The sequence below is a fragment of the Aeromonas sp. FDAARGOS 1410 genome (assembly GCF_019048745.1).
Lineage (GTDB): Bacteria > Pseudomonadota > Gammaproteobacteria > Enterobacterales > Aeromonadaceae > Aeromonas > Aeromonas jandaei.
This window is the reverse complement of the sequence record NZ_CP077401.1, coordinates 4,205,672-4,218,618: the sequence shown is the minus strand read 5'-3', so window position 1 is coordinate 4,218,618 and position 12,947 is coordinate 4,205,672. Positions and strand designations below refer to the sequence as shown.

The 12,947-nt window shown below is 60.2% G+C and carries 7 protein-coding genes; 5 read left to right on the top strand and 2 right to left on the bottom strand.

The window, feature by feature from the left end; genetic code table 11:
- Positions 1–47: 47 nt before the first annotated feature.
- Positions 48–2,759, bottom strand: a complete 2,712-nt coding sequence (gene barA / locus I6L40_RS19530) for a two-component sensor histidine kinase BarA (RefSeq protein WP_071912846.1) — start codon at positions 2,757–2,759, stop codon at positions 48–50.
- A 76-nt stretch (positions 2,760–2,835) separates the two neighbouring features.
- On the opposite strand from barA, the gene rlmD reads away from it, so the two are divergent.
- The 5 genes from rlmD (at position 2,836) to eno (ending at position 10,730) form a co-directional block, all read left to right on the top strand.
- Positions 2,836–4,158, top strand: coding sequence for a 23S rRNA (uracil(1939)-C(5))-methyltransferase RlmD (gene rlmD, locus I6L40_RS19525; protein WP_216994745.1), 1,323 nt, complete (start codon positions 2,836–2,838; stop codon positions 4,156–4,158).
- A 211-nt stretch (positions 4,159–4,369) separates the two neighbouring features.
- Positions 4,370–6,583, top strand: a complete 2,214-nt coding sequence (relA, locus tag I6L40_RS19520) for a GTP diphosphokinase (RefSeq protein WP_040068329.1) — start codon at positions 4,370–4,372, stop codon at positions 6,581–6,583.
- 179 nt (positions 6,584–6,762) lie between these two features.
- The gene (gene mazG / locus I6L40_RS19515; RefSeq protein WP_071912850.1) at positions 6,763–7,560 is read left to right on the top strand and encodes a nucleoside triphosphate pyrophosphohydrolase; all 798 of its coding nucleotides are present in this window, start codon (positions 6,763–6,765) and stop codon (positions 7,558–7,560) included.
- Between the two features lie 141 nt (positions 7,561–7,701).
- The gene (gene pyrG, locus I6L40_RS19510) at positions 7,702–9,339 is read left to right on the top strand and encodes a glutamine hydrolyzing CTP synthase (protein ID WP_033113091.1); all 1,638 of its coding nucleotides are present in this window, start codon (positions 7,702–7,704) and stop codon (positions 9,337–9,339) included.
- An 89-nt stretch (positions 9,340–9,428) separates the two neighbouring features.
- On the top strand, positions 9,429–10,730 hold the full coding sequence (eno, locus tag I6L40_RS19505; RefSeq protein ID WP_005335583.1) for a phosphopyruvate hydratase: 1,302 nt from the start codon (positions 9,429–9,431) through the stop codon (positions 10,728–10,730).
- 218 nt (positions 10,731–10,948) lie between these two features.
- Here the strand turns inward: eno and I6L40_RS19500 are convergent, their stop codons facing one another.
- Positions 10,949–12,913, bottom strand: coding sequence for an LTA synthase family protein (locus I6L40_RS19500; RefSeq protein WP_216994744.1), 1,965 nt, complete (start codon positions 12,911–12,913; stop codon positions 10,949–10,951).
- Between the last annotated feature and the right edge of the window lie 34 nt (positions 12,914–12,947).

Genomic DNA, 12,947 nt, shown 5'->3' with positions numbered 1-12,947 from the left:
GTCAGAAAAAGCGGGGTAACGATATCCTGGGCGTGAACCAGTCTGGCTCAATTCAGGTAGCGTGGCGCCTCCTGGCGCACCAGTTCAAGGGCATCCTGCAGCTCCAGCAGCTCGGGCTCCAGCTCGCTGACCGGCACGCCGTCGCGCAGCTGTTGCTCCAGTTGTGACAGCAGCCGCTGCAGGCCGGGCACCCCCGAGTAGGCGCAGCCGCCGTTGAGACGGTGGAGCTGGGCCAGCACTTCACCGTCGTCGATGGCACCCGCAAGAGCGGCATCCAGCACAGGCTCCACCTCGTCGAAGCTGGCCAGCAGCATGGTCAGCATCTCTCTGGCCAGATCCTCCTTGCCGGCCGCCTGCCGCACCGCCAGCGCCCAGTCGATCTGCTGATCGCCGACAATCTGGTGACGGCGATGGGCAAAGTCGGTGATGAGTCTGGCCAGCATGCTCTCGTCGATGGGCTTGGCCAGATAGTCATCCATCCCCTGGCGGATCAGGCGCTCCCGCTCGCCGGGAATGGCGTGGGCAGTCACCGCCACGATCGGCGTCTCGGTATTGAGGGACTGGCTGCGGATCGCCTGGGTGGCGCTGATACCATCCATGATCGGCATCTGGATATCCATGAAGATGATGTCGAACGGCTGGCTCTGGGCCTGTTTGACCGCCTCCTTGCCGTTCTTGCAGAGCACGACCTGAGTCACCATCTCCCTGAGCATGGCGGCGATGAGCTTGAGGTTGGCGGCGTTGTCATCCACTGCCAGCACCTTGATCGGCTGCAGCTGGCGAGCAGATGGCTGGGCCGGCAGCTGCTGGCGGCTCGCCTCCGGGGTGAGCAGGGCGTGCAGCAGCTTGCGATGGTTGAGCGGCTTGGAGAGACAGTGCTGTGCACCGTGAGCCAGCATCGCCTCGTAGAGCGCCGGTTCATGGCTGCTGAGCAGCACTATGGTGTTCTGCTGCTGGCCGCTCAGGCTGTCGAGTCGGCTGATCACCTGTTGCGGAGTATGCAGGGTGCTGCTGCCAATGAGCACAATGTCCTGTTCACTCATCTCTGGCCAGGGGGCATCGTTTGTCAGTAGCTGCACATCGAGCTGCCACTCGGCCAGCAGCGCCAGCAGAGCGGCGCGAGCAAAGGGGTCCGGCTCCAGCAGCCAGAGCCGTTTGTTGCGGATGCGATCCAGCGGCAGCTGATCGGTCTGCGGCAGGGGAGAGACCTCCAGATCCAGGCTGAAAGAGAAGACTGAGCCCTTGTCCAGCTCCGACTCGAAGCGGATCTGGCCGCCCATCTGCTGCACCAGCTTCTGGGTGATGACCAGACCCAGTCCGGTGCCGCCATAACGGCGCGAGATGGAGGAGTCGGCCTGATTGAAAGCCTGGAACAGCTGGCGCTGCTGCTCTTCCGAGATGCCGATGCCGGTATCCCGGATCCGCACGTTGAGCTTCACCTTGTGGTTGCTGCTGCCGAGCTGTTCGATATGAACATCCACGTTGCCGCGCTCGGTGAATTTGATGGCGTTACCGGTGAGGTTGGTCAGCACTTGCTGCAGACGCATGGGGTCGCCAGTGAGGGTATCGGGGACATCCGCATCGACCCGCAAAGAGAGCTCCAGCTGCTTGTCGTGGGCGCTGGGGCCGAGCAGGTGCATGGTCTCGTTGAGGGTGTCGCGCAGGCTGAAGGGGATATGCTCCAGCTGCAGCTTGCCCGCCTCCAGCTTGGAGAAGTCGAGGATGTCGTTGATGATGCCAAGCAGGTTGCGCGCCGACTTCTCGATGGTCTGCATGTAGTCGGTCTGGCTCGGCGTGAGGCTGGTCTTGAGCAGCTGGCGGGTAAAACCGATGACGCCGTTGAGCGGGGTGCGCAGCTCGTGAGACATGTTGGCGAGGAACTCCGATTTGACCCTTGCCGCCTCCTGCGCCCGCTTCTTGGCCATGTCGAGCTCGACGTTCTGGATCTCGATCTGCTCCAGCGTCTCGCGCAAATCCGAGGTGGCCTGATCGATATTCTGCTGCATCTCCTCGTGATATTCGGAGAGCGCCTTGGCCATCGCGTTGATACCGTTTTTCAGCATGTCCAGCTCGCCGGTCAGCTCGCCGCTGACCCGAGTGTCGAGCCGCCCTTCCCGGATCTTGTGCACCGCCTGCACCATGTTGGTGATGGGCTGGGTCACGCTCTTGACCAGCCGGAAACCAAACAGGGTGCTGACGGCGACCCCGAGCAGCACCATAATGATGGCGAAGAAGGTATCGCGGTAGTGGAGCAGCATGGCGCGATCCGTGGTCATCTGCATCGAGATGTAACCGATCATCGGCGGCTCCACATCGCTGGGCAGCGGGAAGCCATCCATGGTGGTTTCGGCCTGGATCGGGGTGCGCAATATGATGTCGTCACCGTAGAGGGTGATGCTGGTCAGCTCCGGAATCGGCTCGCCATCGGGCAGTTGCAACCGGGTGAAGTCCCTGTGGTAGTTGGACGTCACGAACAGCTGGTTGTCCTGAGTGAAGACGGCGATGGACTTGATGAGCGGCGAGTTCTTGCGATGGGTCAGACCAATCAGCCGCTTGAGGGATTCGCGGCTGTGCTGGGTCATACCATATTCACTGGCGATGGCCAGTGGCTCTATGATGTTGATCCCTTGATCGATCAGGTTGTTTTCCAGCTGCTGGTAGCGATGGAAGGTGAAGTAGCCGGCCATCAGGCCACCGATGATCAAGGTGGGTAATATGGTAAATGCCAGCACCCGCGCCCGAAGGCCGTATTTGGTCATACTATTATTCTTGTGGGACAATAGCCTGCTGCAGATTCCACAATCATGACATAGCCACCTATAGGCACCAAGTTTTATGGCCCAGTTTTTCAAGCCCCAAAAGAAATCCACCCAGCCCCAACGCATTGAATTTACGGTAGACACCCTCGATCACCACTGTGTCGGGATCGGTCGTCATCAAGGCAAGGCGATCTTTGTTGAAGGGGCACTGCCCGGCGAGACCATCAAGGCCCGCATCACCGAAGACAAAAAGCAGTATGGCCATGCCGCTCTGCAACAGGTGGTGACACCGGCCGCCAACCGCATTGCCCCTTTCTGCAGCCACTACCGCGAGTGCGGTGGTTGCAGCGCCCAGCATATGTCGGTGGCGGATCAGCAGGCAGCCAAGGCGGCCGGGCTGGTCAATCTGTTCGAGCGTCTTGGCAATATCAGTGCGCCGGTACTGGAGCCGGTGCTGACTGGCGAGGAGCGTGCCTATCGCCGGGTCTGCCGGCTGGCCATCAAATTCGACAAGAACGGTCGCTGCACCCGGGTCGGTTTTCGTCGCCGCAACAGCAACGATCTGGTGGAGATCGAAGGGTGCCCGGTGCTGGCCGAACCGCTCTCTGAACTGATTGCGCCGATGCGCGAGTGCCTCAATCGCTTGAAGAGCCAGCGCGAGCTGGGTCATGCCGAACTGATCCAGGCGGAGCAGGGGATCATGATGCTGCTGCGTCATACCGGTCGTCCCAACGAGACGGATCGGGCGCAGCTGGTGGAGTTTGCCGCCGAGCAGGGTATCGACCTCTATCTGCAGGCGGCCGACGACAAGATAGTGGCGCTGCATCAGCAGTTCGAGCCCTCTTACTCGCTGGATGGCCTGTCTCTTGCATTTGCTCCCGGTGACTTCATTCAGGTCAATGGCCCCGTCAACCAGCAGATGGTCGATCAGGCGCTCTCATGGCTTGGGGCGGGCAAGGATGACAAGGTGCTCGATCTCTTCTGTGGCATCGGCAACTTTACCCTGCCGCTGGCCCGTCAGGCCCGCGAAGTGGTGGGGGTGGAAGGTGAGCTGGCCATGGTGGCGCGCGCCGAAGAGAACGCCCGTCGCAATGGCATCAGCAACGCCCGTTTCTACAAGGCGGACTTGAGCGGCGATATCGTCGGCATGTCCTGGGCGCGGGAAGGGTTCGATCTGGTACTGCTGGATCCGGCTCGTCCCGGTGCGCTGGAGGTGATGGAGCACGTCGTGAAACTTTCACCCAAGCGGGTGGTCTACGTCTCCTGTAATCCGGTGACGCTGGCGCGTGATAGCCAGGTGCTGGTGAAGGGCGGTTATCGACTGGTGCGGTTGGGCATGCTCGACATGTTCCCCCACACCGGTCATCTGGAGTCCATGGCCCTCTTCGAGCGGGGCTAGCTAGTGCTCATCAGCAACCTGAACTGAAGCTGTTTGAGCAGACGTGATTGGGGTAACCTAGCCCCTCGTAATTCGGCTGGGCCTGCCGGAGAGACCTATTGTCTTTTTTGACAATATGCCTTGAAACCCTCTCCGGAAATCCCCATTTGAGGCGATCTCACAAGGGGTGAAAGTGACTACTTTCGGCCAAACACTTTAAAGGATTGATACCATGGTTGCGGTTCGCGATATTCATTTGAAAGACAACTTCACCCTGGAGGAGTGGGTCAGCTCGCTCACCCTGAGTGACAGTGACAAGGAGCAGTTGCGAACCGTCTACCAGTATTGCCTGACGTTGGGCGACGAGGCCCTCACCAGCAAGCTGCTGGTGCGCGGCATCGAGATGGTGGGCATCCTGCTGATGCTCAGCATGGATCTCGGTACTCTCAAGGCCGCCATCATCTACCCCTTTGTCGAAGCCGGTCTCATCAGCCAGGAGCGGATGGACGAGGATTTCGGGCCCAAGATCGCCAAGCTGGTGGAAGGGGTGCTGGAGATGGAGGCCATCCGCTCCCTGCAGACCCTCCATCGCAGCGAAACCTCGCCGGAGCAGGTCGACAATGTGCGCCGCATGCTGCTCGCCATGGTCGAGGATGTGCGCGCCGTGGTCATCAAGCTGGCCGAGCGGATCGCCTGCCTGCGGGAAGCGAAAAAGGCGGATGAAGAGACCCGGGTGCTGATGGCCCAGGAGATCACCAACATCTATGCGCCGCTCGCCAACCGGCTTGGTATCGGTCAGCTCAAGTGGGAGCTTGAAGATCTCGCCTTCCGCTACCTGCACCCGGAAACCTACAAGCAGATCGCCAAACAGCTGGATGAGAAGCGGCTCGATCGGGAACGCTACATTCAGGAGTTTGTGCGCTCCCTGCGCGATGCGCTGAAAGAGGCGGGGGTCGAGGCCGAGGTCTACGGCCGACCGAAACACATCTACAGCATCTGGCGCAAGATGCAGAAGAAGCATCTCGAATTCAACGAGCTGTTCGACGTGCGCGCGGTGCGGGTAGTAACCAAGCGGCTGCAGGATTGCTATGCGGCGCTCGGCATCGTTCACACCCACTTCCACCACATTCCCCGCGAGTTTGACGACTACGTCGCCAACCCCAAACCCAACGGCTATCAATCGATCCACACCGTAGTGGTGGGGCCGGAGGGCAAGACGGTCGAGATCCAGATCCGTACCGACCAGATGCATCAGGATGCCGAGCTCGGCGTCGCTGCCCACTGGCGCTACAAGGAGGGTCCGCAGGCTGGCGGCAAGGCCAACACCTTCGAAGACAAGATCGAGTGGCTGCGCAAGCTGCTCGCCTGGCAGGAGGATCTCTCCGAGAGCGGCTCTCTGCTGGAAGATCTGCGCAGTCAGGTGTTCGAGGACAGGGTCTATGTCTTCACCCCGAAAGGGGATGTCATCGACTTGCCGGCGGGTGCTACCCCGCTCGACTTTGCCTATCACGTCCACAGCATGATCGGCCACCGCTGCATCGGTGCCAAGATTGACGGCCGCATTGTGCCGTTCACCTACGCCCTTCAGACCGGCGATCAGGTGGAGGTGATCACCCAGAAAGAGCCGAACCCGAGCCGCGACTGGATGAACCCCAATGCCGGCTTCCTGCGCTCCAGCCGGGCGCGGGCCAAGGTAGCGACCTGGTTCAGAAAGCTGGATCGGGACAAGAATATCGTGGCCGGTCGCGAGCTGTTCGAGAAGGAGCTGGATCGCCACAACCTCAGCATGTCCAAGATCGACAAGGGCAACATGCTGCGCCGCTTCAATCTGGAGAGCACCGACGATCTGCTGGCTGGTATCGGCAGCGGCGATATCCGCATCAACCAGGTGCTCAACTATCTCGACACCTGCTACAACAAGCCGACGGCGGAAGAGGAAGATCGTCGCCTGCTGGAGAGGCTGGAGCAGAAGGCCAATGCGCCGATGCGCCACAAGCCCAAGGATCACATCGTCGTGGAAGGGGTCGGCAACCTGATGACCCATATTGCCCGCTGCTGTCAGCCGATCCCGGGCGATGCCATTCAGGGCTTCATCACCATGGGGCGCGGCGTCTCCATCCACCGGGAAGATTGCGAACAGTTGAAAGAGCTCTCCCGTCGCAACCCGGAGCGACTGATCGATGCGGTGTGGGGGGAGAACTATTCCGGCGGTTACAGCCTCACCATCCGGATCATCTCCAATGATCGCTCCGGCCTGCTGCGCGATATCACTACCGTGCTGGCCAACGAGAAGATCAATGTGATGGGGGTACGCTCACGCTCCAACGTGCGCGAGCAGACCGCCGAAATCGACATGGAGCTGGAGATCTACAACATCAACGCCTTCAACCGGGCGTTGGCAAAGCTCAGCCAGCTCAACGACGTAATTAGCGCCAAGCGGCTTTGATAGCGAACCGACCGGCCCCAGTGGCCGGTCTGTATTTGCGACCCTTTTTGAACTAATCGAAAGCGAATATCCCATGTCCCCACGTTATGACTTCTCCCGACTGTTTGACATGAGATTGCTCGACTGCGCGGCCTGATGTCGCTTCCTCCCCCATTTAACGAATCGAAAGTGAGTAGCCCATGTCCCAACGTTACGATCTGCCCCAACTGCTCGACATCATGGCTCGCCTGCGCGATCCGCAAAACGGCTGCCCCTGGGATCTGAAACAGAACTTCCAGACCATAGTGCCGCACACCCTGGAAGAGGCCTACGAAGTGGCCGATGCCATCGAGACCGAAGATTGGCAGGGGCTGAAAGGGGAGCTGGGTGACCTGCTGTTTCAGGTGGTGTTTTACGCCCAGCTTGGCAAGGAGCAGGGGCTGTTCGACTTCGCCGATATCGTCGATACGGTGAGTGAAAAGCTCATTCGCCGCCACCCCCATGTCTTCTCGGATGCCGACCTTGCCAACGAGCAGGCGGTGAAAGCGAACTGGGAAGCAGAAAAGGCCAGGGAGCGGGCGGCCCTCGACAAAGAGAGCGTGCTGGACGATATCCCGCTCTCGCTGCCAGCCCTGACCCGCGCCGCTAAGATCCAGAAACGCTGTGCCACCGTCGGTTTTGACTGGAAGACGCTGGGGCCGGTGGTGGACAAGATCCACGAGGAGATCGACGAGGTGATGGAAGAGGTGCTGATGGTCGATGTGGACGAGGCGCGGGTGAGCGACGAGCTTGGCGATCTGCTGTTTGCTACCGTCAATCTGGTGCGCCATCTGGGCAAGGATCCCGAGCAGGTGCTGCGGGGCGCCAACGCCAAGTTCGAGCGTCGCTTTCGTCAGGTTGAGCAGATAATCGCCGCAGAAGGGCTGAAAATGAGCGATTGCACCCTCGAAAAGCTTGATGCTGCCTGGGACAAGGCGAAGGAAACCGAGCAAAGTTGATTTGGCGCAAGATGGGGCGGCAAGGAGCCTGATAGATTTTTGCTCATTGTTTGGGAGAGGGGTTTTTGGTATACTGTTTCCCCGTCCTGCTTCATCCCCGAAGCACCCCTTAAAATTCCCTAAACTTCTTTCAGGTTCAGCATGACGACCAAATATATTTTTGTTACTGGTGGCGTTGTTTCATCCCTCGGCAAAGGCATTGCCGCAGCTTCTCTGGCAGCCATTCTGGAAGCCCGTGGTCTGGATGTGACCATCATGAAACTGGACCCCTACATCAACGTGGATCCGGGCACCATGAGCCCGACCCAGCATGGTGAAGTGTTCGTAACCGAGGACGGGGCCGAAACCGATCTGGATTTGGGTCACTACGAGCGTTTCATCCGCACCAAGATGACCCGTCGCAACAACTTTACCACCGGCCGTATCTACGCCGACGTACTGCGTAAAGAGCGTCGTGGTGACTATCTGGGCGCCACCATTCAGGTTATCCCGCACATCACCAACGCCATCAAGGAGCGGGTGATTGCCGGTGCCGAAGGCCATCAGGTTGCCATCGTCGAAGTGGGCGGTACCGTAGGTGACATCGAGTCCCTGCCGTTCCTCGAAGCCATTCGTCAGCTGGCTGCCGAAGTGGGCCGCAACAATGCCATGTTCATGCACCTGACGCTGGTTCCTTACCTGGCTGCTGCCGGTGAAGTGAAGACCAAGCCGACCCAGCACTCTGTAAAAGAGCTGCTCTCCATCGGTATCCAGCCGGATGTGCTGATCTGCCGCTCCGACCGTGCCATTCCGGCCAACGAGCGCGCCAAAATTGCCCTGTTCTGCAACGTGCCCGAGCGCGCCGTCATCTCCATGAAAGACGTCGACTCCATCTACAAGATCCCGGCACTGCTGAAATCCCAGAACCTGGACTCCTACTTCACCGAGCGTTTCGGTCTGGAGTGCAAAGAGGCCGATCTCTCCGAGTGGGAACAGGTTATCTACGAAGAGGCCAACCCGACTGGTGAAGTGACCATCGGTATGGTCGGCAAGTACGTCTCCCTGCCGGACGCCTACAAGTCCGTCAACGAGGCGCTCAAGCACGGTGGTCTCAAGACCCGCCACTCCGTCAACATCAAGTACATCGACTCTCAGGATATCGAGACCCGTGGCTCCGAGCTGCTGGAAGGTCTGGACGCGATCCTGGTGCCGGGTGGCTTCGGTGAGCGCGGCGTGGAAGGCAAAATCCTGGCTGCCCAGTATGCCCGCGAGAACAAGATCCCCTACCTGGGTATCTGCCTCGGCATGCAGGTTGCCATGATCGAATTCGCTCGCAACGTGGCGGGCATGGAAGGGGCTCACTCCTCCGAATTCAAGAAAGATTGCGCGTACCCGGTCGTTGGCCTCATCACCGAGTGGGTTGATGAAGAGGGCAATATCGAGACCCGTACCGAGAAGTCAGATCTGGGCGGTACCATGCGTCTGGGTTCCCAGCTCTGCCACCTGGTCGAAGATTCCAAGGTGCGTCAGATGTACGGCAGCCCGACCATTTACGAGCGTCACCGCCACCGTTATGAAGTCAACAACAAGCTGCTGCCGCAGATCGAGGCAGCCGGCCTGAAAGTGACCGGTCTCTCCGCTGACAAGAAGTTGGTGGAAATCATCGAGATCCCGGATCACCCCTGGTTCGTGGCCGCGCAGTTCCACCCGGAGTTCACCTCTACTCCTCGTGATGGCCACGCCCTGTTCGCCGGTTTTGTGAAGGCGGCAGGCGAGTATCAGAAGCGTAATTTGAAGTAATTGAAAATAAATGCGGTTGGGGCACTGTGCCACAGCCGCTTTTTTTGGCATATTTTTGTTGTTTTTTTACGAAACCTGAGGAAATACACATGTCCAAGATCGTTAAAGTGATCGGTCGTGAAATCATCGACTCCCGTGGTAACCCGACCGTTGAGGCCGAAGTTCACCTGGAAGGTGGTTTTGTTGGTATGGCAGCCGCTCCGTCTGGTGCGTCCACCGGTTCCCGCGAAGCGCTGGAACTGCGTGACGGCGACAAGAGCCGTTTCCTGGGTAAAGGCGTGCTGAAAGCCATCGAAGCCGTAAACGGCCCGATCGCTCAAGCTCTGCTGGGTAAAGATGCCAAGGACCAGGCCACTGTCGACCAGATCATGATCGACCTCGACGGTACCGAGAACAAATCCAAGTTCGGCGCCAACGCCATCCTGGCGGTTTCCCTGGCTAACGCCAAAGCTGCCGCTGCTGCCAAAGGCATGCCGCTGTACGCCCACATCGCCGAGCTGAACGGCACCCCGGGTGTTTACTCCATGCCGCTGCCGATGATGAACATCATCAACGGTGGTGAGCACGCCGACAACAACGTCGACATCCAGGAGTTCATGATCCAGCCGGTTGGCGCCAAGACCCTGAAAGAAGCCGTTCGCATGGGCGCAGAAGTGTTCCACAACCTGGCCAAAGTGCTGAAGTCCAAGGGCTACAACACTGCAGTTGGTGACGAAGGTGGTTTCGCTCCGAACCTGAAATCCAACGCCGAAGCGCTGGAAGTTATCGCTGAAGCCGTTGCCGCTGCCGGTTACAAACTGGGCACCGACATCACCCTGGCTATGGACTGCGCTGCTTCCGAGTTCTACGACGCAGAGAAGAAAGAGTACAACCTGAAAGGTGAAGGTCGTGTCTTCACCTCCAACGGTTTCTCCGACTTCCTGGCTGACCTGACCACCAAGTTCCCGATCGTCTCCATCGAAGATGGCCTGGACGAATCTGACTGGGAAGGTTTCGCCTACCAGACTGCTGAACTGGGCAAGAAAATCCAGATCGTTGGTGACGACCTGTTCGTAACCAACACCAAGATCCTGAAGCGCGGTATCGACAACGGCATCGCCAACTCCATCCTGATCAAGTTCAACCAGATCGGTTCCCTGACCGAAACTCTGGCTGCCATCAAGATGGCCAAAGACGCTGGCTACACTGCCGTCATCTCCCACCGCTCCGGTGAGACCGAAGACGCTACCATCGCCGACCTGGCTGTTGGTACCGCTGCTGGCCAGATCAAGACCGGTTCCATGAGCCGTTCTGACCGTGTTGCCAAGTACAACCAGCTGATCCGTATCGAAGAAGCTCTGGGTGCCAAAGCTCCTTTCCGCGGTCTGAAAGAAGTTAAGAACCAGGCTTAATCAAGCCTCGGTCGTCAACCTCGGTTGACCCGGCCAGACCTAAGGTTTGGCGAACAATCCGGAGCCCTTGTGGCTCCGGATTTTTTTATGGCTGCTTTCCGGCGCGATTGCCGGCGTGGCAGAAGTTGGCAGCGCAGCTAGCCAGGGTCAATAACGGCCAGACCGACAACAGATACAAAGAAGCCCGCATGAAGCGGGCTTTTTTGCTTGGGATGGGCTCAGCTCTTGGCGTGGTCAGCCTTGCTGCGGGGTTCAACTCCCGCAGTCGTGGAGGTGGCTGGGGCGCTCTGATCGGCCAGCTGCGGTGAAAGCAGGCTGGCTGGCGCGAGTTGGCCATAGGCGCGCGACTTGCCGTCAAACAGCAGGCTCTGCTGATACCAGGTGGTGGCCCAGCTGAAGTCCCGCTCGCGGGCCGCCGCGTCGTCGCAAGGCTGCGGCTGGTGCAGTTGCAGGTCTGCCTTCCAGTTAAAGCAGGTGAGCTTGTCCGGCTCGCGCATCGGGTACTCGACGATCTGCTCGCCGTAGACCCGCCCTATGGTACCGCTGGCGGCATAGATGCCCCCGCGCGGCGCTTCGCCTAGCAGGGAGTGGCCGGTAAACCAGGGCGCCTTGCCCCCCAGCAGGTCGAGGATGGTGGGGGCGATATCCTGCTGGGCGCCGATGCCCGGCTGATGGCGCGGGGTGATGGAGCCATCGGTGGCGAACATCAGGAAGGGGATCCAGTACCGCCCCATATGGCCGCTGCGCTCGCCGGCGGTGTGATCAGCGGTGATGACGAACAGGGTCGTGCCTAGGTTGGCCTGCTGGTACTCCTCGATAAAGCGGCCGAGTGCCTTGTCGGCATAGTGGAGCACGCTCATCTGCCGCTCGTTGCTGCTCTGATCGCCAAACAGCCAGGGCTCGCCCGGCGGCAGCTGGTCATCGTGGGTGGTGGTGTTGTTCACCATGTAGAAGAAGGGGCGCGACTCCGCGCGCGCCTTGCTCAGGATAAAGCGGTAGAGATCCGGGTCCTGATAGCCCCAGCTGTTCTGCTCCACCTTGGCGGCGGGCATCTCCAGCTTGCCGTAAGAAGCCTGCGTCCCCAGCAGCTGGGCCAGTTGCCCTGTCTCCCCCTTATGCATCCCCTGAAAGACCGCCGTGCTCCAGCCTGCGTCGCTCAACAGTTTGGGCAGGCACTCGTAGTGCTGATCCTGCAGCGGCGTATTGGGGATGCCCGCCTCCAGCGGGTTTTGATAAGAGCAGAGGGCGGTAAAGAACCCCTCCACCGTGCGACGGCCGCCGGCGATCAGGCCATCGGTGCGCAGCCCCTCGCGGTGCAGCGCATCCAGATGAGGTGTGGTGAGCGGCGCAGCCGGGTTGTAGCTCTGCATCAGCTCGGCAGGCCAGCTCTCCAGCAGCATCAGGATGACGTTCATCTTGCGCTGCGGCGGCTGGTAGGGGGCGTGGCCATCGAGCTGTGCCAGCGTCGCCAGCTGCTCCGTCGCGGGTGGTGGCAGCTGCTGATAGAGCGGCGTGCCGCCGCCGGTCTCGTCGGCGGAGCTGCTGCTGACCAGCATGGCGTAGACGGGGTTGAGGGCGAGCAGCGCCTGCTGGGGATTGCCGATGGCGTAGGCGCGATCCGGCTTCATCGGCAGATCGGTCAGGGAGCCGCGCACGCAGAGCACCGCGATGGCAAAGGTGAGCAGCAGCGGCAGCTCGGTCTTCGCCAGCGTCATGCGCGCCGGCAGGCGCAGCTGGCGGCGGCACAGCAGGGCGCTGGCCAGCGCACCGGCCAGGGTTGCGACCATCAGCAACGGGTACTGCTTGAGGGCGGTGGTGAGCAGACTGCCCGCCTCGCGGGTCACCTCGCCCAGCTCATAGCTGATATGGCGACCCGAATTGGCGAAATACATCAGGTCGGCCACCTGCAACCCCGCCAGCACCATGGCCGGAACCCACCACCAGAGCCAAGAGAGGCGACGTAGCCCGAGCCGCACCGCCAGCCAGCAGAGCAGGGCAACAGGCGCCCACAGCAGGGCCGCCGCCGCCAGATCGAAGCGAAAGCCCCACAGCAGCGCCTCGAGTTGTTGAGTGGTGGTCAGCACCGAAAAGCTGGCGGGCGACCAGAACAGCAGCAGGGATTTGAGCAGCAGTGCCAGGAGTGCGAGCAGCGCCAGACCCGACAGCAGAAAGCGAGCGAACATAGCCAATCCGGAGTTTCAGGAATTCATCGAGCGG

Bases quoted from the DNA above. Each gene is read 5' to 3' on its own strand.
- barA (WP_071912846.1), bottom strand. From the start codon at position 2,759: ATGACCAAATACGGCCTTCGGGCGCGGGTGCTGGCATTTACCATATTA.
- rlmD (WP_216994745.1), top strand. From the start codon at position 2,836: ATGGCCCAGTTTTTCAAGCCCCAAAAGAAATCCACCCAGCCCCAACGC.
- relA (WP_040068329.1), top strand. From the start codon at position 4,370: ATGGTTGCGGTTCGCGATATTCATTTGAAAGACAACTTCACCCTGGAG.
- mazG (WP_071912850.1), top strand. From the start codon at position 6,763: ATGTCCCAACGTTACGATCTGCCCCAACTGCTCGACATCATGGCTCGC.
- pyrG (WP_033113091.1), top strand. From the start codon at position 7,702: ATGACGACCAAATATATTTTTGTTACTGGTGGCGTTGTTTCATCCCTC.
- eno (WP_005335583.1), top strand. From the start codon at position 9,429: ATGTCCAAGATCGTTAAAGTGATCGGTCGTGAAATCATCGACTCCCGT.
- I6L40_RS19500 (WP_216994744.1), bottom strand. From the start codon at position 12,913: ATGTTCGCTCGCTTTCTGCTGTCGGGTCTGGCGCTGCTCGCACTCCTG.